We start from the raw sequence: 26,069 nt of genomic DNA on the forward strand, positions 1-26,069 counted from the left end.
CCCTGTTCGCCTGCGGCGGGTGTACTGCCGGCATCCCTTTCCGGAGCCTGCAGATGAACACCGATACGACGCTGGCGGGAGGCGCGGTCCGCGCCGTGCCACTCACTTTCCATCCCCGCCCGGGCACCGTGCATGCGCGTGCGGTATCCGGCCGTTTCAACAGCTGGCGCTGGGCCATGGTGTGGCTCACCCAGCTCGTGTTCTACGGCGGTGTATGGCTCACCTGGCACGACGGCGATACGGTGCGGCCGGCGCTGTGGATGGACATTCCGCACGAGCGGCTCTATCTGTTCGATTGGGTACTGTGGCCGCAGGACGCGCTGCTGTTCGCCTTCGTGCTCATTGTCGCGGCGCTGGCGCTGTTCTTCGTGACCGCGCTGGCCGGACGGCTGTTCTGCGGCTTCGCCTGTCCGCAGACGGTGTACACGATGATGTTCACGTGGATAGAGGCGCGGCTCGAAGGCAAGCCTGCCGCACGCCGGGCGCTGGACGCGGCAGCCTGGGGCCCGCGCAAGGCGGCGATCAGGGGCGCCAAGCACGCGCTGTGGCTCGCGCTGGCGGCGTGGACCGCGATCACCTTCGTCGGCTACTTCACACCGATCCGCGATCTGCTGCCGCGCGTCACCGCCTGGGATGTGGGCATGTGGGAAGGCTTCTGGCTGCTGTTCTACGCCGCCTTCACCTATCTGCAGGCGGGCTTCGCGCGCGAATCGGTGTGCCAGCACATGTGCCCCTACTCGCGCTTCCAGGGCGTGATGACCGACGCGCACACGCGTCAGGTCGGCTACGACAGGCTGCGCGGCGAGCCCCGGGCGCATGCGCGCAGCAGCGGCGCTGGCGACTGCGTGGATTGCACGATCTGCGTGCAGGTGTGCCCGACCGGCATCGACATCCGCAACGGGGTGCAGTACGCCTGCATCAACTGCGGCCTGTGCGTCGATGCCTGCGATACGGTGATGGACAAGGTCGGCCGCGCCCGCGGCTTGATCCGCTACGCGTCCGAACACGTGCTGTCCGGACGCGCCCCCACGGCGGTACAGCCACGCGTGAAGCTCTACGCCGCGCTGCTCTCCGTGTTCGCCGCGCTTGGCGTGTGGCAGATGGTGACCCGGCCCGAAGTGCGACTCGACGTGCTGCGCGATCGCGGCGTGCTGATGCGCGAAACGGCCGACGGCCGCATCGAGAACGCCTACCTGCTGAAGGTCGCCAACCTGACGCGCGACGAGGTCGAGTACGTCGCACAGATCGATGGCGTGCCGGGTGCGACCGTCGTCGGCAACGACCGTCTGCGCGTCGCCCCGAACAGCGTGGCCAGCCTCAGACTGACCGTATCCGCGCCCGACGACGGCACGCTGCGCGGCGCGCAGCCGCTGGACATCGTGGTCAGGCCGCGCGACAGGGCGGATGAGCAGGCGAGCGAACGCAGCCGCTTCCTGTTCCGGTAGCGCCGGTTCCGTTCAGTCGCCGAAGGCGAGAAAGCGCCCCGGTTCAGCGCTTCACGGCGCGCAGGCGCGTCGCCAGGAGTGCCAGTCCCGCACCGAACATCGCCCAGGTTTCCGGCTCCGGCACGGCCACGATGTGAGCGACGAAATACGCCGGACCGTTGTAGCCGGCGCTCCAGTCCGCGTAATAGGCCCAGATCGCTTCGGCGTCGGCCGAAATGCCCTGACGCTGACCCCAGATCTGCAGGCCGGCATTCGTTCCGAGACTCACTGGTGTCGCACCCGGCGCGCCGAAACCGCTTTCATTCACCGTCCAGTAGGCGGTGCCGGTGCTGAGGGTCTGCTGGCCGTTGGCGAAACGGAAGCCTTCGCCGCTGATAGAGAAATCCGCGATGAACATGGCCGGACCGCTGAACACGTTACGCGCATGAATCAGCAGGTAGTAGTCCTGCCCCGCCGCCAACGCGACACCCGAGAAGCTCTCGCTGGCCCCCCAGAGCGTGGTCTTGTCGCTGATGATCTCACCGGCATCGGCAAGCAGATCGGTGGACAGATAGACCGTTGCGTAATCGTCCGCCGTGTAGGAACCGGACAGGCTTGCCGCCTGCGCCGGAACAGCGGCGACGATGGAAGCCAACAGTCCCGCGGCAACGAATGCCCTGTTCGTCACGCTCATTGATAGTGCTCCTCTGCTGGAAAGCCACGATACAACAGACCGCGAGCAAGAGCTGCACCAGTGCGGGCCCGACCGACGTCACTCTCCCGCAAAAGCAATGGCTTACGTTCGCCAGGGCCCACCAATGCCATTCCTCGGACAGGTCGGTGTAAAAGCAGCCGACAGGCAGATGCCGCGCCATGCACATCCGGGCTGCCGGCCACAGCCCATGCGTGCGCCCGGGCGCCACGCCCTCCAGCCCCTGCCCCCTGGTCCCTGGCCCCTGCCCTCACATCACATTCGCATGCGGATGCATCGGGTGTTCCAGCGTGTCGGCGATCAGGCGCAGCGCGATGTCGCAGTCCTCGCGCGACATCGGGCCGCCGAGGCAGACGCGCACTGCGTCCGGTGGCGTCCCGTCGGTGCTGAAGGCGGCACTGGCGACGACGGCCACGCCCTGGGCGCGCAGGTTGGAGGCGAACTCGACCATGGACCAGTCGGAGCTGAGCGGCAGCCAGAAGTGGAAGCTCTCCGGCTGCGCGCGCAGCGCGTGCCCGGCCAGCAGCCGCGCCGCTGACGTCTGGCGCGCCACCGATTCGGCACGGATGGCCTGCAGCATGGCTTCGGCGGTGCCGTCGGTGATCCAGCGCGTGGCCAGCGCGGTGGTGATGGGCGAGCACATGACCGTGGTCGCGCGCAGTGCGCCGGCCAGCCGCTCGGCCTGGCGCGGCCCCGGCGCGTGCACGTAGGCGGCGCGCAGCCCGGCACCGAAGCACTTGGACAGGCCACCGATGTAATAGGTGAGCGCCGGCGCAAGTGCGGCCAGCGGCGACGGCACCTCGGGCGGCAGCATGGCGTAGGCGTCGTCCTCGATGATGGGGATGGCGTAGCGCAGCGCGACGTCGGCCAGCGCCTCGCGCCGCGCGCGGGTGACCGTGCCGGTGGTCGGATTCAGCAGCGTCGGGTTGCAGTACAACGCCCGCGGCTTCAGCGTCTTGCAGGCGTGCTCGAAGGCGTCGGCGCTGGGGCCGTCGTCGTCGAGCGGCAGCGCATGCAGCTGCACCCCGAGCTGGGCGGCGATGGCCTTGATGCCGGGATAGGTCAGCGACTCGACGCAGATCGTCTCGCCCGGCCGCGCCAGCAGCGACACCAGCGCGGTCAGCGCGCTGTGGATGCCCGGGCACACCAGCACGCGTTCGACCGCGCACAGCGGCAGTCGCTGGCGCAGCCAGTGCACGCCAGCGGCACGGTCTTCACGCGTGCCGCCGAAGTCCTGGTAGCGCAGCAGGTCGTTCCAGTCGGACTGCGCCATCAGCTGCGCCGCGCTGTCGCGCAAGTGGGCCAGCAGCGCCGGCTCCTGCGGTTCGGGCGGCAGGTTCATCGTCATTTCGGCCGCACTGCCACCGCGCAGCGCCATGCCCGGCGTCGAGCCGCGGACGAAGGTGCCCATGCCGGCACGCGAGTCGATCAGCCCGCGCTTGCGCGCCTCGGCGTAACCACGCGCCACCGTCGTGTAGTTCAGTTCGAGCGTGTCGGCCAGATCGCGCAGCGCCGGCAGACGGTCGCGCGGAGTCAGCCGCCCGCTGCGCACGTCCTCGGCGATGAGGTCGGCGATCAGCAGATAGGCCGGCTTGTTGCTCGACCGGATGCGCTTGAGCCAGTGCTGCGAGGTCTTGTCCATCGGCGTCGGTTCAGGGCAGTCGTCGTTTGCGGGTGATCAGGTCGGCGATGCGCTCGCCGTCGGCACAGCGGCGCACGCGCCACCAGTGCGCGAACTCGGACGTGTCGTCGCGCGCGGCGAGCAGTTCTAAACGCACCGTTTCGCCGGGGTCGATGTTGCCGTAGAAATACAGTTCCCGCTCGGCGGTCAGCGCCGGGCACAGCCCGAAGCAGGCCAGTTCGGCGCGGTCGGCCAGCGCCTGAAAGCTGGCGAAGTAAAGCAGGCCGGCACCGTTGAAATCGTTGTGCGGGCACGGCGTGATGTCGACGGCGCGCAGCACGCTTCCACGTGCAGCCGGCTGCAGCCCCATGCGGGCGACGCCGTCGCCGGTGCGGAACAGCCGGGCGCGCGCCTGCAGCGACAGCGCCGCATCGGTCAGCGTGCGGTCGCCGCACTCCGCGCCTTCGACCGGCGCGCGCACGATGCTGCGGTTGCTGCCCGCGTCGCGCCGCACGAAGGCGGACAGCAGTTCGATGCGCGCCGCGCGCGTGTTGCCGGTGCGCAAGGTCTGCGCGCTGAAGTGCTGGGCGCGGCCGGGCGACACGGCACGTACCGTCAGCGAGAACGGCGCGTTCTCTGCCACCGAGTCGAGCCGCGCCTCGCGCAGATGCACCGCAGTCAGCGCCGCATAGCTCTTGCGACCGGCAGCGTCGACGAACTCCGGCAGCTGCATGCCCTGCGCGCGCGCGATCGCCATCCAGTGCAGATGGCCGCATTCCTTGAGCAGCCAGTTTTCCGCCAGACCATACAGTCCAAGCTGGGGCATGCCGGCGCAGTAGTGCTGCTGCAGCGCCGACGAAGACTGCAGGCGCTCGGCGCTGTCCATCAGCATGTCAGCGCCTCTGCGTCGGCGGGCTGCGCGGCGCGCAATGCAGCGATGCGCGCTGCCAGGAACTCGGCGTCGCGCGCCACGCCGGAGAAGCGGCCAGAGCCCCAGGTATGCAGCCAGGGCAGCCCGAGGAAGTACAGCCCCGGCTGCTGCGTCACGCCGCGCACATGCACCGGATCGCCGCGGCCGTTGAAGACCGGCGCATCGACCCAGCGGAAATCCGGCGAGAAACCGATGCACCAGATGATGCTGGTGATGCCGGCGGCAACCGGATCGAGCGCGGCACGCTCCTCGTCCGGCTGCCATACCGGCTCATAAACGGACGGCGGCGGTGCTGCGATGCCGCGCTCGGCGATGTGCTTGTCGATGGCCGCATTGATGCCGTTGTAGGTGCGGTCCGCGCTGTCCAGCGCAGCGCGCAGGCCGGGTGCGAACTGCAGCATGCCGTCGCGGTAGTCCTGCAGCAGTCCGTAGAGCTGCATGCCTTCGAGCGCGAAGCGGCGCAGATCGATGTCGCGTCCGCCATCGCGGCCGGTGACGTAGTGATTGGTGTTGTCGCGCACGCCCTCACGCAAGGGGTGGGCAGTCACCGGCATGTCGTAGTAACCCATGTCGGCCAGCCAGTCGACGACGTCGCGACCGCGGTAGAAGCGGGCGCAGCGCGGCGCGTCCCCCACCGCCAGATGCACGATGCGGCCGGCCAGATGCAGATCCTCGGCGATCTGCGCGCCGGACTGGCCGGAACCGACCACCAGCACGGCGCCCGGCGGCAGCGCGTCGGCGTTGCGGTACTGCTCGGAGTGCAGTTGCGTGATGCCGGCCGGCAGCCGTTCGGCCATGCGCGGCACGATGGGCACGTGATAGCCGCCACTGGCCACCACCACCTGGTCGGCGGTCCAGTCGCCGGCCGAGGTCGACACGTGAAAGCCGCCGTCAGGCCGCGGTGTCACGCGCTGCACCGACACGCCCTCGCGCAGCGGCGGATTCACCTTGCGGCGGAAGGCGTCGAGCCAGGCATTGATCTCGTCCTTCTTCATGAAACCGTGCGGGTCCGCGCCGTCGTAGGCGTGGCCGGGCAGCGCGCACTGCCAGTTCGGCGTGACCAGGCAGAAGTTGTCCCAGCGCTGGGTGCGCCACACGTGCATCGCGCTGTGCTTTTCCAGCACCAGATGTTCGATGCCGGACTGCTGCAGGCAGGCGCTCATCGACAGGCCGGCCTGGCCGCCGCCGACGATGATGACCGGCAGATGGGGGATGGTTTCGGGGGTGCTCATGGCGTTCTCCTTGCGGCGGTCATTCGTCGAAACTGACCAGTTCGATGTGGGTGTGCGGGTCGTCGCCCCAGCGGGCGGCGAGCTGTTCGAGGTCAGCCAGCTGGTCCATCGCGGCCGAACAGGCGAAGCCGTACTTCGCGCGTACCCGCTCGGAGGCGATATGCAGCGCCTCGCGCGCCGAAGCCATGAAGTCGGGCAGCGGATAGCGGGCGCCCGGCGCGAAGTAGTCCTTGATTACCAGCGATGGCGAGTAGCAGCGGGTTTCGGTCGCGTCCGGCCAGCGGACGGTGAAGTGCATGGCGGGCATGTGAAGTCCTCAGACGGTTTCGGTTTGGCGCGCCGGTGCGATGCACAGCGCGCGGTACAGGTCGACGTGGCGCGCGGCGCTGGCCGCCCAGCTGTAGCGACGGCACACAGCGGGCGGCGTACGCAGCAGTGCGGCGCGTGCGGGATCGAGTGCGTGCCGCATCGCCTGCGCGATCGAAGCGGTGTCGAGCGGGTCGGCCCAGCTCGCGGTGTCGTCGTCCAGGTATTCGGTGAACGGTGCGATACGCGAGGCGACCACCGGCGTGCCGCTGGCCAGCGCCTCCAGCACGACCAGACCGAAGCCCTCGCGCGTGGAGGCCATCACCAGCACGTCGGCGAGACGGAACAGCGACGGCATGTCGGCGTCGTCGAGCGCGCCGGTGATGACGACGTCGCCCCCCTCCCCGGCGCTCAGGCCGCTGGCGTACACATCGTCGCGGAAGGCCTGCGCGTAGTCGGCGTGATCGAGCAGGCTGGCGCCGCCTGCGATCAGCAGCTGTGCCTGCGGCAACGACGGCTTGAGCAGGGCGAAGGCCTGCAGCACGCGGCGCGTGTTCTTGCGCGTCTCGATGCCGCCGACAGCGAGGAGAATCGGGCCGCCGCGCAGGCCGAGGCGCTGCGCCAGTGCGCCGTCACGCGCATCCGGCGTGCTCGTGTAGCGCACCAGATCGACGCCGTTGTTCACGCAGTGCGCCTGCACGCCCAGATCGTCCTGCAAGGCTTGCTGCCACAGCCGGCTCACGCACAGCACCGCGCGCGCAGCCAGCACGCCACGCGTCTGCCAGGCGGCGAGCTGCGGGTCGGCGAACGGGTCGAGGTGATGCACGGTGCGCACGAAGCCGGCGATCCGTCCACGCTGCTGCAGCGTGGCGAGCGCATTCGCACCGAGGCCGTCCTGCGCGTGCAGCACGTCGAACGTCGCGGGTTCGAGACGCGGCGAGAGGTGGTCGACGAAGGCGGCGATGCGTGAGCGAGCCATGCCGACGACGTCGCGCGCGGCGGCAGCGACCGGCACCGGCTCGAAACGGCAGTCGATGGCGCGGAACAGGCTCTGGCCGTCGGCGGCAGGCGCGAACACGGTCACCTCATGGCCCTGTGCACGCAGCGCCTGCGCCAGCTCGATCGTATGCACGACGCCGCCGCGCGGATTGACCGAGTGCGTCAGCAGGCCGATGCGCAGCGGCTCAGACATCGATGGTCTCCCGCGGAGCGCGGATGAAGGGCTGGTCCTTCACGTTCCACAGCAGCGCCCGCTCACCGCGCTGGGTCAGCCACACCTCCGGCGCCGCGGTGACGCGGCCGACGCGCGCCGCCGCGATGCCGCGCGCGGCGAAGCGTTCGAGCACGCGCAGCCGCTGCTGCGGACGCACCGACAGCACATAGCCGAAGCTGGGGAAGGACAGCAGCCAGCGCAGCAGCGGCACGCCATCGGGGCGCGGGATGCTGTCGAGGTCGATCTGCGCACCGACGCCCGAACATTCGAGCAGCATCAGCGCGCTGCCGATGGCGCCCGCCATGCTCACGTCCTTGCCGGCGTCGCACAGGCCGTCTTCGGCCAGGCGCGGCAGTATTTCGATGTCGCCGCGCAGCCGCTCGGCCGGCGCACGGGTCGACGCATTCCAGTACGGATACGGTTCCTCGAAGGCGCCGCGCAGGTCGACGGCGAGGATGAGGTCGTCGTCCGGCTGCGCGTCGAAACTGGTGATGAGCTTGCGCGCGCGGCCCAACACCGCGACCGCCAGCTGGCCCCGCGCGGCGCGGTGGTTGCTGTGGCCGCCGACGATGGGCACGCCGTAGCGCGCCGACGCGGCGGCGAGACCGTCGAGCACCGGCTCGGAACTGTCGGCACCGTCGCTCCACAGCGCATCGACCACCGCGATCGGCCGGCCACCCATCGCGCAGATGTCGCTCACATTGACCATGAGGCCGCAGTAGCCGGCGAACCACGGCATGCGTGCGACGAATTCCTCGACCAGACCTTCGATCGCGAACAGCAGCCAGCCCTCGCCCGACGGATCGGGGATGGCGGCGCAGTCGTCGCCGACCGCCACCGCTTGCGCCATGTCGGCGACGCCGCCGGGCAGCGCGCGACCGAGCGCGGCCATCACGTCGGAAATGTCGCGCTTGTGTGCGAAGCCCGGGCTGCCACGCAGCGCATCGGTCAGTTCGGTGAGCGACATCGCGGGCTGCGTCATGCCGACGCTCCGGCGCTGCGCGCGACGAAGCCGGTGTAGACGTCGTAGCACGGCGGGTAATGATCGAGCTGCGCCTGCATCAGCCAGTGCGGCCGGCCGTGCAGCGTTTCCGCCTGCAGCGGCGTCCAGTGCAGGCGGCGGAACAGCGGCAGGTTCTGCGCCTGCACGTGCGCGAGGAAGGTATGGCAGCCGCGCGCGTGCGCGCTGGTCACCGCGAGGCGGATCAGCGTGGCACCGAGCCGGCCCTGGCTGCGGAAGGCCGGATGCACGGCAAGGCGCGAACCCCACCACAGGCCGGGATCGCTCGCGCGGTCTTCGTGGATGCGCACGGTGCCGACCACCTGGTCCGGCATGCCGCCGACACAGGCGAGCGCGACGATGATCTGCGCATGGTCGTCGATGGCGTCGCGGTCGTCGCCCGGGAACACGCCCTGTTCGACGCAGAACACGGCGCGGCGCAGCCGCATCGCCTGGTCGTGTTCCCAGTCGCCATGCGCCCACTTGATGCGGAATTCGCAGGGCGCGAAGCGTGGCGGCAGTTCGCACAGGTCCTTCGCGTCAGCCGACAGCATGGGCGGCCTCCGTGCGTTCGAACGAGGACAGCGACGAACAGGCGCCGCACTTGCCGCAACCGGCCTTGATATCGGTCGAACGCAACCCGGCGACGGACACCATTTCGCCGAGCGGCGCCAGGATGGAACGCATGAAGTCCGGCGTCGGGGCCGGATGGTCTTCCAGCGGCGTACCGCTGATCGGCACGAAGGGCACGACGAAGGGATAGACGCCGAGCGCGACCAGTTGCGCGCTCATGTCGAGGATGGCCTCCTTCGTGTCGCCCAGCCCGGCCAGGATGTAGCTGCTCACCTGACCGCGGCCGAACACCTCGACCGCCGCCGCGAAGGCCTCCATGTAGCGCGCCATCGGCACCGTGGCCTTGCCCGGCATGATCTGTTCGCGCAGCGCCGGCGTCACCACTTCGAGGTGCATGCCCAGCGTGTCGATGCCGGCCGCCTTCATGCGCGCAAACCAGCGGTCGTCGTCCGGCGGTTCGCACTGCCCTTGTATCGGCAGATCGACCGCGGCGCGCACCGCGAACGCCGAATCGCACAGCACCTGCGCACCGCGGTCTGGCGTGGCCGGCGTGCCGGTGGTCATGACCATGTGCTTGACGCCGTCGAGCAACACGGCGGCGCGCGCCACTTCGGCCAGCTGCTCGGGCGTCTTGTGCGCGATGGTGCGGCCGGCCGCCAGCGACTGGCCGATCGAACAGAACTTGCAGGCCTTGCGTCGGCTTTCGTAGCGAATGCAGGTCTGCAGCACCGTGGTCGCCAGCACGTCCGCGCCGTGCAGCGTCGCGATATGCGAATACGGAATGCCGTCCAGGGTCTGCAAGGCATAGAAGCGCGGCTGCTTCGGAAAGCTCGCCAGCGCGATCGGAATGTGGCCGCGGCGGATCTGCACGCGGCCGTCGGCGTCCGGTGCGTCGGCCGTGAAGGGCGACGCAAAGGCGCTGCCGGTATGCACCGGCACCATGATGGTGACGCCATCCACCGTCACCGCCTTGTGGTCGGACGGCCCCGCGCCACCGCGGCGGCTGGGTGCGCCGGCCTTCGGATCAGCCAGCCGCAAGCCGTACGACTGCAGGTCCGTCATCAGTTGCCGGCTGGAGGCGTCGGGGGTCGTGATCGTGCTCATCGGCAGTGCTCCGGAGTGAGGTGTCGTGCAGGGCGACCGTGGTCGAGGCGGGCCGGTCGTTGATGGCCAGACTCAGCAGTTCCGGCCGCGCGTAGTGCCCGACCGAATCCATCATGCGTTTGCGCTTGGTCACCAGCGCCATGTCGAGATCGGCCACCACCATGCCTTCGCCTTCTGTCAGCGGCGGCGCCAGATGGACCCCTTCGGGCGACACGATGGCGGTGTGGCAGCCGCCGCGCAGCGCCCGCTGCAGGCCAGCGTCCGGCGTGATGGACTGGATCTGTTCGTCGCTGAGCCAGCCGGTGGAATTGATGACGAAGCAGCCGGATTCCAGCGCGTGGTGGCGGATGGTCACTTCCATCTGGTCGGCGAAGATCTGGCCGACCATCGAGCCCGGGAACTGGGCGCAGTGGATTTCTTCGTGCTGGGTCATCAGCGCGTAGCGCGCCAGCGGGTTGTAGTGTTCCCAGCAGGCGAGGGCGCCGAGCCGGCCGACGGCGGTGTCGACCACCTTCAGCCCGGCGGCGTCGCCCTGCCCCCACACCATGCGCTCGTGGTAGGTCGGCGTGATCTTGCGACGCTTGAGCCGCAGACTGCCGTCGGCGTCGAACACCAGCTGCGTGTTGTACAGGCTGCCGTGGTCGCGCTCGTTCACGCCGAGCACCACGACAATGCCACGCGACTTCGCCTTCTCCGCGACCGCCTGCGTGACCGGCCCGGGCACCGTCACCGCCCGCTCGTACAGCTTCAGGTGGTCGGCGCCCATCTGCACCGGTGGCCGTACGAAGGAGAAGTACGGGTAGTAGGGCACGAAGGTTTCCGGAAACACGGCCAGCTGCGCGCCGCGGTCCGCCGCCTCGTCGATCGCCTCCAGCACGCGGGCCAGCGTACCGTCGGTGGATTCGAGATCGGGCGCGATCTGGATGGCCGCAGCGCGGATGATGCGCGGCGCGCTCATGGCCGGCGCCCCGATCCATTGATCGCTTCACGACGGACCGCTTGCGACACGCCGCGAACGCCCGCGCCAGAATCCGACCGCGGGTCAGCGGGAAGAACGGTCGCGCCCTCCCACGGCCAGGTGCCCGAGGCGCGAGGCGACGCATTCGCGGTCGCCGCCACGCGCGGCGAGTCTGAAGCGGAGCCCCACGGCCAGGCGCCGCCCGCCCTTGCCTCGGCGGTCCGCTCGTCCCGACGCGGCCCGATCGGCAATATGGCGCAGGGATGCCGCGCTCCGAAGAAAGTGCGGGCGCCCATGATCACAGCGTCCAGGTATCGAGGATGAAGGCGTTGTCCTTGCGATGCAGCAGGATGATGTCCAGCACATCCAGCGGATTGATCGGACGGATGCCTTCGATCAGCGCGCCTTCGCCGTGGCCGTACAGCGCCTGCAGCGCGAAGCGGCATGCATATACCTTGCCGCCTTCCTCGATGAACTTCGAAATCTGCTTGTTGAAGTTCTGGTGGCCGGGGAAGGCTTCGTCGCCCAGCGTCGGGAAGCCGCGCTTCACGCCCAGCGTGACGCCCGGGCCGTACAACAGCACCGAGGTGTCGAAACCCTTGCGCTGCAGTCGCGTGGCCTGCAGCAGATTGACGAAACCGATGGACCCCTCGAAGGCGACGGTGTGGAAGGTGACCAGCGCCTTCTCGCCGGGCTCGGCCTTCACGTCCTCGAACACCTTCTCTTCGTAGTCGACGAGGAATTCGCCCTTCTCGTTGGCGGGGCGGGTGACTTTGGGCATGGCAATCTCCGGTGGTGATATGCGATCAGGAAAGTGGCGTCCGGAACATTGACTGTCCTTCAGACGCTCGCCCTTCCATTCGCATGCGCCGTGCCACCGGCGCCCGGATGAGTGCAATCAATATGCGATCAATGGATGCACACGCCGCCTTGCGGCCGCACGCACCCCGCGCGGGGTTGAAAAACCCTTTTCAAAGCATGGATTTAGAGGCTCGAGCACGCACCGGAATGAAGCACGCGGATGCGATCAATGCACCCGATCATTGGCGATCGCGCCGAGCCGGCTGTGGCGATGCGTCTTACGCCAAAGGCATGTGACGGGCCCGCGAACGTGCCGGCTGGCGCGGCTTGACGCGGGTGCGGCGTGGGCTACTTGAGCGCGTAGCCCTCGTCTTCCAGCACCTGCCGGATATCGGCTTCGCTGACCAGCGGGCTGTGCTCGACGCTGACGGTGCCGGTCGCCAGCGCGACCTCGACCGTGTTGATGCCGGGCAGTTCGTGGATCACGTTGGTGATTTCATGGACGCAGTCCTCGCTTTCGAGGCCGTCGACGGTGATCACGGTGGTGTGCATGGATAGAGGTCTCCGCAACATGCGGCGGCCGGAGACCGGCGCGCCGTCGGGTAAGGTAATGGTATGAGCTCATTCCGTCACCTGCCATGCCCACCGACATCGATCCGCGGCTGACCGGCCTGGCCGCCGCGCTCGGCATCGGCCTGCTCATCGGCATCGAGCGCGAGCGCCGCAAGGGCGAGGGCCCGGCCCGCGCCGCGGCCGGCCTGCGCACCTTCACGCTGACCTCGCTGCTGGGCGCACTCGCGATGCTGCTCGGCGGCGGCGCGACGCTGGCCGTGCTGGCCGCCGTGGTCGGCGTGCTGGCCATCGTGTCCTACCGCCGCTCGCGCGAGGACGACCCGGGCCTCACCACTGAAATCGCGCTGGTGCTCACCTTCATGCTCGGTGCGCTGGCCATGCACGACGCGCGGCTGGCGATCGGCATCGGTGTGCTGGTCGCGATCGCGCTGGCCGCGCGCAGCCAGCTGCACCGCTTCGTCGTACGCGTGCTGTCGGAACAGGAGGTGCACGACGGCCTGCTGCTGGCCGCTGCCGCGCTGGTCATCCTGCCGCTGGTGCCCGACCGCACGGTCGACCCGCTCGGGGCGATCAACCCGCGCACCTTGTGGACGCTGGCGGTACTGATGATGGCGATCAACGCCTGCGGCCATATCGCGCTGCGCGCGGCCGGTCCGGCGCTCGGCCTCACTTTCGCCGGCTTCGCCTCGGGTTTCGTGTCGAGCACCGCCACCATCGCCGCCATGGGTGCCGAAGCGCGACGCGACCCGGCGCTGCGCGCGGGCGCGGTGTCCGGCGCCGTACTGTCGTCGCTGGCGACTGTGGTCTATCTCGCCGTGCTGCTGGCGGCGACCAGTCCGGCCGTGCTGCGTGCGATAGCGCTGCCGCTGCTGGCGGCCGGTGTCGCCGCCGCGGCCTACGGCCTGCTGATCGCGCTGCGCAGCGTGCGGACGCGCGACGGCGACACGCCGCCGCCCGGCCGGCCCTTCAACCCGCGGCTGGCCATGCTGTTCGCCGCCACGATGGGCGTGCTGCTGCTGATCACCGCCTTCCTGACCGACCGCTACGGCGCCAGCGGTGCAGGCCTGGCGGCAGCGCTGGCAGGCTTCGCCGACGCCCATTCGGCGGCGGCCGCGGTTGCCTCGCTGCAGGCCGGCGGCCGCATCACGGCCGAGCAGGCGGTGCTGCCGATACTGGCCGGCTTCACCACCAATGCGTCGAGCAAGCTCATCGTCGCCGTCACCACCGGTGACCGCGCCTTCGCCCTGCAGGTCGTGCCCGGCGTGCTGCTGTCGGTCGGTGCCGCCTGGCTGACGCTGCTGGTCTGAGGGCTGGCGGCACACGCTGTTCGGCGCTGCCGAGGGTCGTTGCTGCGAAGCCGCGTGATCGGCACGGCGGCGAGCACCTTGTGAGAGCGGTCTGCAGACCTCGACTCGGCCGGCGCCCCGGTAACGCGGCCGTACAAGCGCGGCGGCCGCAGCAAAAGGCCCCGCGCCTCCACGGCAGGCATGCACCTGGCCTGCGCCGGCTTCGATAGCGCTGGCACGCGGCCGCGCAGCCCGTAGAATCCGGCCATGAGACGATCTGCCACCGCCCCCCTGCCCGCCGCGACCGTGCCGGGCGCCCGCCGCCGCGATTCCGAAACCATCCGCAACCTGCTGCCTTACCTCTGGGCCTACAAATGGCGCGTGCTGATCGCGCTTGCCTGTCTGGTACTGGCCAAGGGCTCGAACGTCGCGGTGCCCCTGGTGTTCAAGCAGATCATCGACGCGCTGGCGCCGGCAGCCGCCAGCAGCCGCGCGGCGCTCGAAGCAGCGCCGCTGCTGGTGCCACTGGGTCTGCTGGCCGCCTATGGTGCGCTGCGCTTCTCGACTTCGATGCTGACCGAACTGCGCGAAATCGTGTTTTCGCGCGTCACCCAGCAGGCGGTGCGGCGCATTTCGCTGCAGGTGTTCCGCCATCTGCACGCGCTGTCACTGCGCTTCCACCTGGAACGCCAGACCGGCGGCCTGACGCGCGACATCGAGCGCGGCACGCGGGCGATCGGCTCGCTGATCAGCTACACGCTGTACTCCATCCTGCCGACGCTGGTCGAGATCGGGCTGGTGCTGAGCATCCTCGCGGTGAAGTACGAAGCGAGCTTCGCGCTGATCACCTTCGTCACGCTGGCGCTCTACATCACCTTCACCGTCACCGTGACCAACTGGCGCACGACGATACGGCGCGAGGCGAACGAACTGGATTCGGCCGCCAATACGCGGGCGATCGACAGCCTGCTCAATTACGAGACGGTGAAGTACTTCAACAACGAGGACTTCGAGGCGCGCCGCTACGACGAACAGCTGGTGCGCTGGCAACGCGCGCAGGAGCGCAGCCAGGTGTCTCTGTCCTGGCTCAACATGGGCCAGGCCTTCATCATCGCCATCGGCGTGACGCTGATGATGTGGCGCGCCACGGTCGGCGTGGCCGAAGGCCGCATGACCATCGGCGACATCGTGCTGGTCAATGCCTTCATGATCCAGCTCTATATTCCGCTGAACTTCCTCGGCGTGCTGTACCGCGAAATCCGCCAGTCGCTGACCGACATCGAGCGCATGTTCGCGCTGATGGAAACGCACCGCGAAGTCGCTGACGCGCCGGACGCGCTGACGCTGGCCGACGGCCCGTGCGAGGTACGCTTCCAGCAGGTGAATTTCAGCTACGAGCCGGCACGGCAGATTCTGCACGACGTCGATTTCACGATACCGGCCGGCCATCGCGTTGCCGTCGTGGGCCACTCGGGCTCCGGCAAATCGACGCTGGCGCGACTGCTCTACCGCTTCTACGACGTGGCCGAAGGCAGCGGTCGCATCACGATCAACGGCACCGACATCCGCCAGCTCACGCAGGACAGCCTGCGCGGCGCCATCGGCATCGTTCCGCAGGACACGGTGCTGTTCAACGACAGCATCCACTACAACATCCAGTACGGCCGGGTCACGGCGTCCGCCGCCGAGGTCGAGGCCGCCAGCCGCGCCGCGCAACTGCACGACTTCGTGCAGAAGCTGCCGGACGGCTATGCAACCAAGGTGGGCGAGCGCGGGCTGAAACTGTCGGGCGGTGAGAAGCAGCGGGTGGCCATCGCCCGCGCGCTGCTGAAGAACCCGCCGATACTGATCTTCGACGAAGCCACTTCAGCGCTCGACTCGAAGACCGAACAGGCGATCCAGGGCCAGCTCGAACAGGTGGCGCGCGGCCACACGACGCTCATCATCGCGCATCGGCTGTCCACCATCATGGACGCCGACCAGATCCTGGTGATGGACGCCGGCCGCATCATCGAACGCGGCAGTCACAGCGAACTGCTGGCGCTGGATGGCGCCTACGCCCAGATGTGGGCCTTGCAGGCACAGGAAGAGGACGGCACCACGCTCTGAAAGAAGGCGAAAAAAAACCGCGCCGAAGCGCGGTTTTTCAGGTGCGGGGAGATCCGCTCAGGCCGTCTTGCGACGACGCACCGCGATCATGCCTGCCAGTGCGGTGCCGATCAGCGCCAGCGACGCCGGTTCCGGAACGGCCGGCGGCGGCGTGGTCGGCTTGGTCGTTGCGGTCACGCCAGCCAGCTTGATGTAGTCCTTGTAGTCCGACGACGAACCCGGCGTCACCAGCCAGTAGCGCGAGTAGGTGCCGTTGGTCGTGCTGCGCGGGTCGCTGTTGCCGGTGAAGTCGCCGATCTTGGTCCAGCCGCTCAGCGTCGAGAAGGTCTTGCCCGTCACCGTGGTATTGATATCAGCCACGGAGGCTCCGGTATATGCATACACCGTGATGTCGGAATCGCCGCTGAACCAGCCGATGTCGACCAGATTCAGATTCATTTCCGAACCGAACGAGAACAGCATGCCTTCCATCGCGCCTTCGTTGTCCATGGCGTGATCGGGATTGGTCGCGTAACCGTAGCTGTTCACCTCGTCGTTCGAGGAGGAATCACGGCTCGTCATGCCCAGACCGCTGCTGCCCTGGTAGGTCAGGTAGGCGCGCTCGATGGTCGAACCCGAAGCGGTGTTGGCGAAGCCCTGGATGTTCACCGACTGGCCTGCGCCGTTGGTGTAGGTCATCGACGAATATTCGGAGATGTTGGAGCCGAAACCACTGGCGCCGACGTGCGAGGTAGCGGTCGAGGTGAACGACCAGCTGTACTGCGCCGCCGAGGCCGCACCGGCAAAACCCGCGATCACCACGGCGCCGATTGCATTGATCAGTTTCTTGTTCATTGTCTTTCCTTGGTCAGAAGGGGACATTGCTGTCTTGATACCTTCCTAGCAATTTTAGGGCCAGAAGTACTTAATCTTTTAAAAACAACAACATGAAGACTGTGAAAATGTGTGCTGTAAATAATTTCGACAAGATGTTTCATCGTCCGCCGAGCTCGCTGCGCAGCGCCCTGGCCTTGTCCGCATCCGGGAAGGTCCGGCCCGGCTGCAGCGCGGCGTCCAGTTCCTGCAGGGCCTCTGCCTTCCGGCCGGTCTTCGCCAGCACCCAGGCGAGGTGATAGCGGATTTCCGGGTTCTGCGGACTGCGCAATCGCGCCTCGCGCAAGTGGCGCAGGCTGGCGTCAGTCTGGCCCTTCTGCGCCAGTATCCAGCCCAGCGTGTCGAGCACCAGCGGGTCTGCCGGCGCCAGTTTGAACGCGCGTTCGGCCGTCGCTTGCGCAGCTGCGTCTTTGGTCTGCCATTGCAGATTAGCCAGGTTGTTGAGCACCGGCGCCGAATCGCCGCCCGTTTTCAGCACGGCTTCCAGTGTTGCCTTTGCCTCGCGCAGCATGCCGGCGTCGGTCTGCGCCTGCGACAGCAGCAGCTTGAATGCCAGATCGCGCGGACGCTCCTTGACCAGCGTCTCCACTGCCGCCCGCCCTTGGGCCGCGTTGCCGGCACGACGATGCGCTTCGTACAGCCCCCCCGCCAGTTCGACGTTGCCGCCCTTGCCGAGGCCGTTCCGGTAGTGGGTGATCGCGTTCTGCCACTGGCCGCGCGCCATCGCGACATCGCCCGCCAGTCGGTGCACCTCGGCGGGCGCGGCCGGTGACTTGAGCAGTTCCTGCGCACGCGCCTCCGCCTTGTCGAGCTGCCCTTCGGCCAGCATCTGCTCGCCCTGCATGATTCTGGCGGGCAGATAGTTCGGATCGCCCTGCAGGGCCTTCTCCAGACTGTAGCTGGCGCCGGCCGGATTGCCGGCCATGCGCTGCAGCTGGGCGATGCGGTACTGGGCTGACGGATCGAAATCGGCAACCCGGGTCATCGAGGTCAGCGTGGCACGCGCGCCGGCCGCGTCGCCGCGCGCCAGCTGCACACGGGCCAGTGCCGCCTGGATGGCCAGATAGCCCGGCTGTCCCTGGCTGACGCCCTTGGCTGCTTCCAGCGCCTTGTCCGACGCGCCGGTCTGCAGGTAGAGCTCGATCAGCGCGACATGGCCTTCGACATGGTTGCGGTGCTTGTCGTGCAGGGTTTCGAGGCCGCGCAGCGCGTCCGCGGCGCGCCCTGTCGCGGCGTCGAGCATGGCCTTTTCGTAAAGCGCCGAGGCGCTGTTGGGTTTTTCCTTGATCAACGCATCGAGGCGCGCACGAGCCTGATCGGGCTTGCCCTCGGCAACTTCGAGCTTGGCCAGGTTGAGCTTGACGCTGTCGAAATTGCGGTCGGCGGCGAGTGCCTTGTCGTAGGCCTTGCGTGCGCCGGCGAAGTCGCCGGCCGCCGCGCGCGACACACCAAGCAGGTTCAGCGCCGCGAGATTGTCCGGCTCGCGTTTGACCACCGCCTCCATCAGTTCGACCGCCTTGCGCGGCTGGCTGTCGCGCAGCGCAACGAGCGCCAGCGCGGTGCTGGCGCGCGCCTGACCGGGATCCTGTTTCAGCACATTGCGCAGTTGCTCGATGCCGAGCGCAGTCTGCTTCGCGTCGATCAGGCTCAACCCGAGCGAGGTCTGTGTCTGCGAGGACGCGCCCAGCTTTGCCGCCTGCTCGAGCAGTTCGGTCGCCTGCTGGTGGCGCTTCAGGCGGCTGTACGCGCTGGCCATCAGCGTCAGTGCCTCGGGATCACGCGCACCGCTTGCCGTACGCATCAGCGGTTCGAGCGTCGACACGGCCGCGGCCGCTTCACCCATCGCGATCTGCAGCGACGCCAGGGGCTTGCGTGCCGCCATCTGCGACGGGAAGAAGCGGATGTGCAGTTCGAAATACTCCTTGGCCTTGACCGCCCCACCGAGGCTCAGATGTGACAGGCCGGCGATCAGCGCCAGATGGGAGCGGCTGGTCAGGACCGACCGCGGCAAAGGATCGACCAGCCCGACCACCTCGCCGAGCAGCTTGCGCGCCGCCGCACGGTCGCCTTCCGATTCCGCGATCACCGCGCGCAGGTAGGCTGAGCGCGGCTCGTTCACATCGACTTTGGACAAGGTCAGCAAGGACTGCTTGGCCTCCGGCATGCGCCCGAGGTCCATCAGCACCGAGCTGCGGCCGAGCAAGGCTTCGCTGTTGTCGGGTGCCAGCTGCAGCGCGCGGTCGTAATGCGACAGGGCCACCGGCAGTTGTGCGGTCGCGTAGGCAACCGCGGCACGCATGCCCCAGGCGTCGGAATCATTGGGTGCCAGCGTGGTCGCCTGTTCGGCCATCGTGGCCGCCTCCGCAGGGCGACCAGCCTGAAGCGCAATGCGCGACTCCATCACGACCGCCGAGGCGGACGACGGATTCAGCGCACGCGCCTCGCGCACCGTCGACAAGGCCTGCGGATACTGACCCAGTTCCAGATGCGCCTTGGCGCGCAGCACGATCACTTCGTAACGGATTCCGGGCGGCAGATCGTCCGGCGACAGCGTGTCGATCACTTCCTTCTGGCGCCCGGTCGATACCAGCAGGTTCGCCAGCGGAACGATGTACTCGGCACGCGACACGCCGCGCTGACGCGCCTCGTTCAGCGCGACCTCGGCCGCTGCGTAGTCACCCTTGCGCAGCGCCGCACGCCCCATGAGCATGTGCGCGGCGAGAAAGCCGGGATCGGCCTTCAGTGCGTTCTTGAGCTGGATGATGGCGCCGGCGTCGTCCTTGCGTTCGAAGCGGACCAGGGCATCCTCGTAGTAGCGGCTGGCACCGTCGGCCGCCTGCAGCGGTCCAGCGCCAAGCAGACCGGCAGCGCACAGCGCTGCGACGAGGGAGAAGCGGAAGCGGGTCATGGGCGGCTGTCGATGTAAACAGACGCCGGAGTATAGGCCGCAGCCCGCCGCTGCCGCCCGCGACCGCGTCACGGGAGCCGCGCGGAGGACGGCGTGCGCAGGCCGGTCAGCCGGCGACCGGCTGCGTATCGTGGCGAGTGCGATCCGGCGAAAGCGCTGCGGCGGGCCTGTCGCTGCACGGCGCCGCCCCTTGCCAGGCAAAGCTGAGACTGGCCGCATCGCCCAGCGCCTCGCGCCAGACCAGTGCCGCGCCTGCGTGGTCGCACAAGAGAAGCTGACCACCGTCCGCGCGCGCCTGCACGCAGAACAGCGCGTCGATGCGGCTGGCGCCCGCCCGGCGGGCGGCGTCGGCAGGGCGGGCCAGCACATCGGCCACGTTCAGCTGTGCGTCCCATAGCAGGAAGCCCTGGCGCGCGGGCACCAGCGGCAACCAGCGCCCGTGGCCGGCGTCGCCCAGTCGTGCGACGTAGAGCGCGCCATGTTGCAGCGCCCCACCATCCGGCAGCGGGCCGATGAATTTATAGACGTGCTCGGGCTGGGCGGCCTCGGTCAGATAGAGCACGCAGCGCCCGTCCTTTGCCTGCAGCGGTGCGCTTGCAAGGTAGGTAACGCCGGCCAGTACGGCATGTCGGCCGGTCGGATCGAGATGGAGGGGATGCAGGGGCGCCACGGTCATGGTCGGATCTTGAGTGGAAACAATTCCGACACTGTCGCCCGGCGAAGTTACCGGCCGATGAAAACCTTCAGCCGCGGCCGAGCGCCCGGTCGACCACATCACGGGTGAGCGAGGCGGCGAAGGCCTCGATGAAGGCGTAGGTGTAGCCGCGCAACCAGGCGTTGCGGTGCAGACCGATACGCGTGGTGCTCGACTCGAACAGATGGGCGCAATCGACCGCGCGCAGTCCGCGGTCCTGCTCCGGATCGAACGCCATCTGCGCGACGATGCCGACGCCGAGACCCAGCGCCACGTACGTCTTGATGATGTCGGCGTCGATTGCGCTGAGCGCTACACGCGGCGTCAGCCCGCGCTCGGCGAAGGTCTGGTTCACGCGCGATCCGCCGGTGAAGGAAAAGTCATAGGTGATCAGCGGCCAGGCGGCGATCGCTTCCAGTGTCAGCGGTTTCACGTCGAGCAGCGGATGACCGGGTGGCGCGATCAGGCAGCGGTTCCACTGGTAACAGGGCAGGCTGACCAATTGTTCGTAGTCGTCGATCGCTTCGGTCGCGATCGCCAGATCCGCCGCGCCGGACAGCACGAATTCGCAGCATTGCGTCGGATTGCCCTGGTGCAGTTCGATCTGCACCCCGGGGTGGGCGCGCAGGAACTCCGACAGCACGCGCGGCAGCACGTAGCGCGCCTGGGTATGGGTAGTGGCGATCGACAGCCGCCCCAGGTCGCCGCTGGCGTATTCATCACCAACCTGACGCAGCGCGCCGATGTCGCGCAGCATGCGGCGGGCAATGGCGACCACCTCCTCGCCGGGTCGGGTGATCGCCACCAGTCGCTTGCCCTGGCGCACGAACACATCGACGCCAAGCTCCTCCTCCAGCAGGCTGATCTGCCGCGACACGCCGGACTGCGAGGTGTGCAGCGCGCGCGCCGCCTCGGACACGTTCAGGTTGCGCTGGGCGACTTCGGCGATGTAACGCAGCTGTTGCAGGTTCATGTCCCACTCCAATTAGCACTGGAAGTCATTTCGATCTTACTTCAAAGCATTTCCAATTATCTTCGAAGGCCGCTACCCTCGGTCGCCTTAAAGTGCAGAAAGTGCATTCATGGATTTCGGTTATTCGGTCGCTGGCTTTTTCGTCGGCGCCATCGTCGGTCTGACCGGCGTGGGCGGCGGTTCGCTGATGACGCCGCTGCTGGTGCTGCTGTTCGGTATCCACCCGGCGGTCGCGGTCGGCACCGATCTGCTGTACGCGGCCGTGACCAAGGCGGGCGGTGCGGTCGTGCATGGTCGCAATGGAACAGTGGATTGGCGCATCGTCGCTGCGCTGGGCACCGGCAGCGTGCCGGCGGCGGCGCTGACGCTGTGGTGGTTATCGACGCATTCCGGCTCGGCCTATGGCAGCCAGTCGCTGATCAGCGGTACGCTCGGTGTGGCGCTTGTTCTGACTGCGTGCGCGCTGCTTTTCCGAGCCCGTCTGCAGGCTCTGGCCGAGCGGCCGGGCATCGGCGAATTCCGCGAACGCCATCTGCGGGTGCTGACCATCGCCACCGGCGCAGTGCTGGGTCTGCTGGTGACGATCTCTTCGGTGGGCGCTGGCGCGCTTGGCACGGCGGCACTGGTATTTCTCTATCCGCGGCTGTCTGCCGTGCGCATCGTCGGCAGCGACATCGCGCATGCCGTGCCGCTGACCCTGGTGGCTGGCATGGGCCATTGGTGGCTGGGCAATGTCGACTGGACGCTGCTCGGCGCGCTGCTGGTCGGTTCGCTGCCCGGCATCGCGCTCGGCAGCCAGATCGCGGCGCGCATGCCCGAACGATTCCTGCGTCCGCTGCTGGCCAGCATGCTGTTCGGCATCGGCGGAAAACTGAGCCTGAACCTTCTAGGCTGAAAGAGGGCAACGGGTAGTCCGGCATGGGTCGGACACCCATGACTGGACCACCCTTATGTATCGCTACGACGATTACGACCGCGCGCTGGTGATCGAGCGCGTCGCCCAGTATCGCGACCAGTTGCAGCGCAATCTGGCCGGCGAACTGTCGGAAGACGAATTCCGCCCGCTGCGTCTGCAGAACGGCCTCTACATCCAGCGCCATGCGCCGATGCTGCGCATCGCCGTACCCTACGGCATGCTGTCCAGTGTGCAGTTGCGCAAGCTGGCCGACATTGCCCGCCGCTACGACCGCGGCTACGGTCACTTCACGACGCGCCAGAACATGCAGCTGAACTGGCCGAAGCTGGAGGACACCGCTGACATCCTGGCCGAACTGGCGACGGTGGAAATGCACGCCATCCAGACCTCGGGCAACTGCATCCGCAACATCACGACGGACCCCTTCGCCGGCGTGGCCCCCGACGAGATCGTCGATCCGCGTCCGTACTGCGAAGTGCTGCGCCAGTGGTCGACCTTCCATCCGGAGTTCGCCTTCCTGCCACGCAAGTTCAAGATCGCCGTCAGCGGCACGCTTGAAGACCGTGCGGTGACCTATGCGCACGACGTCGGCCTTCAGCTTTACCGCGACGACAAGGGCGAAGTGCTGGTACGCGTCATCGTCGGCGGCGGCATGGGTCGCACCCCGATACTGGGCAGCGTCATTCACGACGCCCTGCCCTGGCCGCACCTGCCGACCTATCTCGACGCCGTGCTGCGCGTCTACAACCGGTACGGCCGCCGCGACAACGCCTACAAGGCGCGCATCAAGATCCTGGTCAAGGCGATCGGCGCCGAGGAGTTCGCGCGTCAGGTCAATGAGGAATGGCAGCTGGAGCGCGACGGCATCGCCACCGTCACCGAAGCCGAACTCGATCTGGCCCGCGCCGCCTTCTCGGATCCGGACGCTCCCGCCCGCCCCGCGCGCGATGCGTCCTTCGATGCGCACCTCGCCGAAGACCGCGCCTTCGCCCGCTGGGTCTCACGCTGCGTGCGTGCGCACAAGCGTCCGGGCTACCGCTCGGTCACGCTGTCGCTGAAGCCGCACGGCGTCGCACCGGGCGACATCACGTCGGAACAGATGGAAGCCGTCGCCGATCTGGCCGACCGCTACAGCTTCGGCGAACTGCGCGTGACGCACGAACAGAACCTGGTGCTCGCCGACGTAGCGCTGGCCGACCTTTACGACCTGTGGCAGGGCGCGCGCGCGCACGGACTGGCGACGCCCAATATCGGGCTGCTGACCGACATGATCTGCTGCCCGGGCGGCGACTTCTGCTCGCTGGCGAATGCCAAGTCCATCCCGATCGCGCAGGCGATCCAGGCCGAGTTCGACGATCTGGACTACCTGTACGACATTGGCGACCTGGAGCTGAACATTTCCGGCTGCATGAATTCCTGTGGTCACCATCACGTCGGCCATATCGGCATTCTCGGCGTCGATAAGGCCGGTTCCGAGTGGTACCAGGTGTCGATCGGCGGCGCCCAGGGCAACACCACGTCGCTCGGCGACGTGATCGGCCCGTCGTTCGCAGCGGACGAAGTGCCGGGCGTGATCAAGAAGCTCATCGAAACCTATGTCGAGGCGCGCACGCCGGAAGAGCGCTTCCTCGACACCGTACGCCGGCTCGGCGTCGCGCCGTTCAAGGCCCGCGTGTACGGCGAAACCGCAAAGAAAGCCGAGGTGGCCCATGGCTGACCTGATCCGCGGCAACGCGCTCGCAGAGAACGAATGGACCTGGGTGAAACTGCCGGAGTCGACCGAACCGGTGCGCAAGGCCGCCGGCAAGGTGGTCATGTTCAAGCTGACCGGTGAACCGGCCGCACCCGAGGACGTGGTCGCCGCCTGTGCAGTGCCGGCCGGCAAGGTAATGATCCCGCTGACCGTGTGGCTGCGCCGTCGTGAAGAGCTTGCGGCACGCGTTGCCGCGGGCGAGATCGCGGTCTGGCTGGACAGTCACGAGGAACCGGCCGAACTGGCGGAAAGCCTCGGCGGCGATCTGAACCGGCTGCCGTTGATCGGCGTGAACTTCCCCAAGTTCATCGACGGCCGCGGCTTTTCGATCGCCTTCATCCTGCGCACCCGTTACGGCTACCGCAACGAATTGCGCGCGCTGGGCGACGTGCTGCGCGACCAGATGTTCTTCTTCCGCCGCACCGGCTTCGACGCCTATCTGCTGCGCGCCGACCAGAAGCCGGAGCGCTGCATTGCTGCGCTGAACGACTTCACCACGCCCTACCAGACCTCCACCGACGGCATCACGCCAGTGTTCCGTCGGCGCATTGGGCAGAAGGCGATCGCATGAAGAACCCGCTGATCCATCCGAACATCACCGACGCGATGCGCGCGACGGTGGCGCAGAAGACCGCGGCGGCGACCGAACTGCTGAGGCAGGCCGCCGCCGAGTTCCAGCCCATCGGCTTCGCCAGCAGCATGGGCGCGGAAGACATGGTGCTGACCGACCTGATCCAGCGCAACGCACTCGAGATCGAGATCTTCACGCTGGACACCGGCCGCCTGCCGCCCGAGACCTACGACCTGATGGCGAAGGCGGAACAGCACTACGGTGCGCGCCCGGTCACCTTCTTTCCGCGTCACGAGGCGGTTGAAGAGTACGTGCGCAAGCACGGCATCAACGCCTTCTACAACTCGGTGGACCTGCGCAAGGCCTGCTGTGCGATGCGCAAGGTCGAGCCGCTGAAGCGGGCGCTGGCCGGCAAGAAGGCCTGGATCACCGGCATGCGGGCCCAGCAATCGGCGACGCGGAGCGCACTCCCAACGCGCGAATTCGACGAAGGTCACGGTATCGAGAAGTTCAATCCGCTGTCCGACTGGACCGAGCGCGAGGTGTGGGTCTACATCCATACGCACGAAGTCCCGTACAACGAACTGCACGAGCGCTTCTTCCCGAGCATCGGCTGCCAGCCCTGTACCCGCGCGATCTCGCCGGGCGAGGACATCCGCGCCGGACGCTGGTGGTGGGAGAACCCGGAAAGCAAGGAGTGCGGTCTCCATGTCAAGGCCGGCTGAACACCGCTCTTCTGGCAAGGTCTGGCTGGTCGGCGCCGGTCCGGGCGCAGTAGACCTGCTGACCGTGCGCGCGGTCCGGCTGCTCGCCGAAGCCGAGGTCGTGCTGCACGACGCGCTGATCGGCGACGACGTGCTGTCGCTCGCACCTCAGGCCAAGCACATTGCTGTCGGCAAGCGCTGCGGCAAGCAGTCCGCCGCTCAGCGCTTCATCAACCAGAAGCTCATCCACGCCGCGCGCACGCATGCCCGGGTAGTGCGTCTCAAGGGCGGCGATCCGATGCTGTTCGGTCGCGCTCAGGAAGAGATGGATGCGCTGGCCGCAGCGGGTATCGAGTACGAGGTTGTTCCGGGCATCACAGCGGCCAGCGCCGCCAGCGCGCAACTCCGCGTATCACTGACGCGTCGGGGCATCGCACGCAGCGTTGCGCTGCTGACGCCGCGTGCCGGCGAGGGCGAACATCCCTCTCAGGCGCTGCGCGCCAATGCCGACACACCGACGCTGGCGCTTTACATGGCCGCGCACGAATCGATGGCGATTGCACGCGAACTGATGAGCTACGGGCGCGACCCGTCTACTCCGGTAGCGCTGGTCGAGAACGCGAGTCACCCGGCATCGCGCGAGGGCTTCACGACGCTGCAGGGGCTGTCGGAACAACCGATCGGCGCCTTGCTGGGCACCGCGGGAACACCCGAGGGGCCGGTGCTCGTGATGCTCGGTGACGTATTCCATGAAGTCCTGCAGCAGCACACGCCCCTCTGGCAGGACGACAGCGCCAGCGCGGCCTGACGCCGCGACTCCATCACGCACACTCC

24 protein-coding genes are annotated in these 26,069 nt (G+C 67.9%); 8 read left to right on the forward strand and 16 right to left on the reverse strand.

Annotated features, from left to right (window positions below; all coding sequences use genetic code 11):
* Window positions 1-53: 53 nt before the first annotated feature.
* Entirely contained in the window at window positions 54-1,445 is a 1,392-nt protein-coding gene (gene ccoG / locus WDZ97_RS11775; RefSeq protein ID WP_425762863.1) for a cytochrome c oxidase accessory protein CcoG, read from the forward strand.
* A gap of 43 nt (window positions 1,446-1,488) precedes the next feature.
* Here the strand turns inward: ccoG and WDZ97_RS11780 are convergent, their stop codons facing one another.
* From WDZ97_RS11780 to WDZ97_RS11835, 12 genes are all read right to left on the reverse strand, one after another.
* Window positions 1,489-2,118 carry a PEP-CTERM sorting domain-containing protein gene (locus WDZ97_RS11780; RefSeq protein WP_425762864.1) on the reverse strand — a complete coding sequence of 210 codons (630 nt, stop codon included), beginning with the start codon at window positions 2,116-2,118 and terminating at the stop codon, window positions 1,489-1,491.
* Window positions 2,119-2,386: 268 nt separating this feature from the next.
* Window positions 2,387-3,778: a PLP-dependent aminotransferase family protein gene (locus WDZ97_RS11785; protein ID WP_425762865.1), complete on the reverse strand. Its 1,392-nt coding sequence runs from the start codon at window positions 3,776-3,778 to the stop codon at window positions 2,387-2,389.
* Window positions 3,779-3,788: 10 nt separating this feature from the next.
* Window positions 3,789-4,649, reverse strand: coding sequence for a Pnap_2097 family protein (locus tag WDZ97_RS11790; protein WP_425762866.1), 861 nt, complete (start codon window positions 4,647-4,649; stop codon window positions 3,789-3,791).
* Entirely contained in the window at window positions 4,643-5,920 is a 1,278-nt protein-coding gene (locus tag WDZ97_RS11795; protein WP_425762867.1) for an MSMEG_0569 family flavin-dependent oxidoreductase, read from the reverse strand. Before WDZ97_RS11795 ends, WDZ97_RS11790 begins: the two co-directional genes overlap by 7 nt.
* A gap of 19 nt (window positions 5,921-5,939) precedes the next feature.
* Window positions 5,940-6,227, reverse strand: coding sequence for an MSMEG_0570 family nitrogen starvation response protein (locus WDZ97_RS11800; RefSeq protein WP_020163453.1), 288 nt, complete (start codon window positions 6,225-6,227; stop codon window positions 5,940-5,942).
* A gap of 9 nt (window positions 6,228-6,236) precedes the next feature.
* The gene (locus WDZ97_RS11805; protein WP_425762868.1) at window positions 6,237-7,418 is read right to left on the reverse strand and encodes an MSMEG_0565 family glycosyltransferase; all 1,182 of its coding nucleotides are present in this window, start codon (window positions 7,416-7,418) and stop codon (window positions 6,237-6,239) included.
* Entirely contained in the window at window positions 7,411-8,421 is a 1,011-nt protein-coding gene (locus WDZ97_RS11810; protein WP_425762869.1) for a sll0787 family AIR synthase-like protein, read from the reverse strand. The genes WDZ97_RS11805 and WDZ97_RS11810 overlap by 8 nt, the downstream gene beginning before the upstream one ends.
* Window positions 8,418-8,993 carry an MSMEG_0567/Sll0786 family nitrogen starvation N-acetyltransferase gene (locus WDZ97_RS11815; RefSeq protein ID WP_425762870.1) on the reverse strand — a complete coding sequence of 192 codons (576 nt, stop codon included), beginning with the start codon at window positions 8,991-8,993 and terminating at the stop codon, window positions 8,418-8,420. Before WDZ97_RS11815 ends, WDZ97_RS11810 begins: the two co-directional genes overlap by 4 nt.
* Complete coding sequence (locus WDZ97_RS11820) at window positions 8,980-10,116, reverse strand: MSMEG_0568 family radical SAM protein (protein WP_425762871.1); 1,137 nt, start codon at window positions 10,114-10,116, stop codon at window positions 8,980-8,982. The genes WDZ97_RS11815 and WDZ97_RS11820 overlap by 14 nt, the downstream gene beginning before the upstream one ends.
* On the reverse strand, window positions 10,037-11,074 hold the full coding sequence (locus tag WDZ97_RS11825; protein WP_425762872.1) for a Nit6803 family nitrilase: 1,038 nt from the start codon (window positions 11,072-11,074) through the stop codon (window positions 10,037-10,039). The genes WDZ97_RS11820 and WDZ97_RS11825 overlap by 80 nt, the downstream gene beginning before the upstream one ends.
* A 298-nt stretch (window positions 11,075-11,372) precedes the next feature.
* A complete protein-coding gene (locus WDZ97_RS11830) occupies window positions 11,373-11,855 on the reverse strand; it encodes an MSMEG_0572/Sll0783 family nitrogen starvation response protein (protein WP_304001111.1) in 483 nt (160 codons plus the stop codon).
* 368 nt (window positions 11,856-12,223) lie between these two features.
* Window positions 12,224-12,427: a heavy-metal-associated domain-containing protein gene (locus WDZ97_RS11835; RefSeq protein WP_304001112.1), complete on the reverse strand. Its 204-nt coding sequence runs from the start codon at window positions 12,425-12,427 to the stop codon at window positions 12,224-12,226.
* Between the two features lie 86 nt (window positions 12,428-12,513).
* On the opposite strand from WDZ97_RS11835, the gene WDZ97_RS11840 reads away from it, so the two are divergent.
* Together WDZ97_RS11840 and WDZ97_RS11845 are read left to right on the forward strand one after the other, a co-directional pair.
* Entirely contained in the window at window positions 12,514-13,755 is a 1,242-nt protein-coding gene (locus WDZ97_RS11840; RefSeq protein WP_425762873.1) for an MgtC/SapB family protein, read from the forward strand.
* A gap of 246 nt (window positions 13,756-14,001) precedes the next feature.
* Window positions 14,002-15,843, forward strand: coding sequence for an ABCB family ABC transporter ATP-binding protein/permease (locus tag WDZ97_RS11845; protein ID WP_425762874.1), 1,842 nt, complete (start codon window positions 14,002-14,004; stop codon window positions 15,841-15,843).
* A gap of 57 nt (window positions 15,844-15,900) precedes the next feature.
* Here WDZ97_RS11845 and xdp1 read toward each other — a convergent pair whose 3' ends face one another.
* From xdp1 to WDZ97_RS11865, 4 genes are all read right to left on the reverse strand, one after another.
* Window positions 15,901-16,677, reverse strand: coding sequence for an exosortase-dependent surface protein XDP1 (xdp1, locus tag WDZ97_RS11850; protein WP_425762875.1), 777 nt, complete (start codon window positions 16,675-16,677; stop codon window positions 15,901-15,903).
* Window positions 16,678-16,816: 139 nt separating this feature from the next.
* Window positions 16,817-19,624: an XrtA/PEP-CTERM system TPR-repeat protein PrsT gene (gene prsT, locus WDZ97_RS11855; protein WP_425762876.1), complete on the reverse strand. Its 2,808-nt coding sequence runs from the start codon at window positions 19,622-19,624 to the stop codon at window positions 16,817-16,819.
* Window positions 19,625-19,730: 106 nt separating this feature from the next.
* Window positions 19,731-20,300 carry an alkaline phosphatase PhoX gene (locus tag WDZ97_RS11860; protein WP_425762877.1) on the reverse strand — a complete coding sequence of 190 codons (570 nt, stop codon included), beginning with the start codon at window positions 20,298-20,300 and terminating at the stop codon, window positions 19,731-19,733.
* Between the two features lie 67 nt (window positions 20,301-20,367).
* The gene (locus WDZ97_RS11865; protein ID WP_304001118.1) at window positions 20,368-21,291 is read right to left on the reverse strand and encodes a CysB family HTH-type transcriptional regulator; all 924 of its coding nucleotides are present in this window, start codon (window positions 21,289-21,291) and stop codon (window positions 20,368-20,370) included.
* A 109-nt stretch (window positions 21,292-21,400) separates the two neighbouring features.
* Here WDZ97_RS11865 and WDZ97_RS11870 point away from each other — a divergent pair, with 109 nt between their 5' ends.
* From WDZ97_RS11870 to cobA, 5 genes are read left to right on the forward strand one after another with little or no spacing between them, the layout of a single operon-like run.
* On the forward strand, window positions 21,401-22,186 hold the full coding sequence (locus tag WDZ97_RS11870; protein ID WP_304001119.1) for a sulfite exporter TauE/SafE family protein: 786 nt from the start codon (window positions 21,401-21,403) through the stop codon (window positions 22,184-22,186).
* Between the two features lie 55 nt (window positions 22,187-22,241).
* Window positions 22,242-23,924: a nitrite/sulfite reductase gene (locus WDZ97_RS11875; protein ID WP_425762878.1), complete on the forward strand. Its 1,683-nt coding sequence runs from the start codon at window positions 22,242-22,244 to the stop codon at window positions 23,922-23,924.
* Window positions 23,917-24,531, forward strand: a complete 615-nt coding sequence (locus WDZ97_RS11880) for a DUF934 domain-containing protein (RefSeq protein ID WP_425762879.1) — start codon at window positions 23,917-23,919, stop codon at window positions 24,529-24,531. Before WDZ97_RS11875 ends, WDZ97_RS11880 begins: the two co-directional genes overlap by 8 nt.
* The gene (locus tag WDZ97_RS11885) at window positions 24,528-25,256 is read left to right on the forward strand and encodes a phosphoadenylyl-sulfate reductase (RefSeq protein ID WP_304001122.1); all 729 of its coding nucleotides are present in this window, start codon (window positions 24,528-24,530) and stop codon (window positions 25,254-25,256) included. The genes WDZ97_RS11880 and WDZ97_RS11885 overlap by 4 nt, the downstream gene beginning before the upstream one ends.
* Window positions 25,240-26,043, forward strand: coding sequence for a uroporphyrinogen-III C-methyltransferase (gene cobA / locus WDZ97_RS11890; RefSeq protein WP_425762880.1), 804 nt, complete (start codon window positions 25,240-25,242; stop codon window positions 26,041-26,043). The genes WDZ97_RS11885 and cobA overlap by 17 nt, the downstream gene beginning before the upstream one ends.
* The last annotated feature ends 26 nt before the right edge of the window (window positions 26,044-26,069 follow it).

Source organism: Methyloversatilis sp. MC4-4, assembly GCF_049843555.1.
Taxonomy (GTDB): Bacteria; Pseudomonadota; Gammaproteobacteria; order Burkholderiales; family Rhodocyclaceae; genus Methyloversatilis; species Methyloversatilis discipulorum_B.

Bases quoted from the DNA above. Each gene is read 5' to 3' on its own strand.
- WDZ97_RS11830 (WP_304001111.1), bottom strand. From the start codon at position 11,855: ATGCCCAAAGTCACCCGCCCCGCCAACGAGAAGGGCGAATTCCTCGTC.
- WDZ97_RS11865 (WP_304001118.1), bottom strand. From the start codon at position 21,291: ATGAACCTGCAACAGCTGCGTTACATCGCCGAAGTCGCCCAGCGCAAC.
- WDZ97_RS11825 (WP_425762872.1), bottom strand. From the start codon at position 11,074: ATGAGCGCGCCGCGCATCATCCGCGCTGCGGCCATCCAGATCGCGCCC.
- ccoG (WP_425762863.1), top strand. From the start codon at position 54: ATGAACACCGATACGACGCTGGCGGGAGGCGCGGTCCGCGCCGTGCCA.
- WDZ97_RS11860 (WP_425762877.1), bottom strand. From the start codon at position 20,300: ATGACCGTGGCGCCCCTGCATCCCCTCCATCTCGATCCGACCGGCCGA.
- WDZ97_RS11870 (WP_304001119.1), top strand. From the start codon at position 21,401: ATGGATTTCGGTTATTCGGTCGCTGGCTTTTTCGTCGGCGCCATCGTC.
- WDZ97_RS11780 (WP_425762864.1), bottom strand. From the start codon at position 2,118: ATGAGCGTGACGAACAGGGCATTCGTTGCCGCGGGACTGTTGGCTTCC.
- WDZ97_RS11820 (WP_425762871.1), bottom strand. From the start codon at position 10,116: ATGAGCACGATCACGACCCCCGACGCCTCCAGCCGGCAACTGATGACG.
- WDZ97_RS11885 (WP_304001122.1), top strand. From the start codon at position 24,528: ATGAAGAACCCGCTGATCCATCCGAACATCACCGACGCGATGCGCGCG.
- WDZ97_RS11845 (WP_425762874.1), top strand. From the start codon at position 14,002: ATGAGACGATCTGCCACCGCCCCCCTGCCCGCCGCGACCGTGCCGGGC.
- WDZ97_RS11805 (WP_425762868.1), bottom strand. From the start codon at position 7,418: ATGTCTGAGCCGCTGCGCATCGGCCTGCTGACGCACTCGGTCAATCCG.
- WDZ97_RS11835 (WP_304001112.1), bottom strand. From the start codon at position 12,427: ATGCACACCACCGTGATCACCGTCGACGGCCTCGAAAGCGAGGACTGC.
- WDZ97_RS11810 (WP_425762869.1), bottom strand. From the start codon at position 8,421: ATGACGCAGCCCGCGATGTCGCTCACCGAACTGACCGATGCGCTGCGT.
- WDZ97_RS11800 (WP_020163453.1), bottom strand. From the start codon at position 6,227: ATGCCCGCCATGCACTTCACCGTCCGCTGGCCGGACGCGACCGAAACC.
- xdp1 (WP_425762875.1), bottom strand. From the start codon at position 16,677: ATGAACAAGAAACTGATCAATGCAATCGGCGCCGTGGTGATCGCGGGT.
- WDZ97_RS11785 (WP_425762865.1), bottom strand. From the start codon at position 3,778: ATGGACAAGACCTCGCAGCACTGGCTCAAGCGCATCCGGTCGAGCAAC.
- cobA (WP_425762880.1), top strand. From the start codon at position 25,240: ATGTCAAGGCCGGCTGAACACCGCTCTTCTGGCAAGGTCTGGCTGGTC.
- WDZ97_RS11840 (WP_425762873.1), top strand. From the start codon at position 12,514: ATGCCCACCGACATCGATCCGCGGCTGACCGGCCTGGCCGCCGCGCTC.
- WDZ97_RS11880 (WP_425762879.1), top strand. From the start codon at position 23,917: ATGGCTGACCTGATCCGCGGCAACGCGCTCGCAGAGAACGAATGGACC.
- WDZ97_RS11875 (WP_425762878.1), top strand. From the start codon at position 22,242: ATGTATCGCTACGACGATTACGACCGCGCGCTGGTGATCGAGCGCGTC.
- WDZ97_RS11815 (WP_425762870.1), bottom strand. From the start codon at position 8,993: ATGCTGTCGGCTGACGCGAAGGACCTGTGCGAACTGCCGCCACGCTTC.
- WDZ97_RS11795 (WP_425762867.1), bottom strand. From the start codon at position 5,920: ATGAGCACCCCCGAAACCATCCCCCATCTGCCGGTCATCATCGTCGGC.
- prsT (WP_425762876.1), bottom strand. From the start codon at position 19,624: ATGACCCGCTTCCGCTTCTCCCTCGTCGCAGCGCTGTGCGCTGCCGGT.
- WDZ97_RS11790 (WP_425762866.1), bottom strand. From the start codon at position 4,649: ATGCTGATGGACAGCGCCGAGCGCCTGCAGTCTTCGTCGGCGCTGCAG.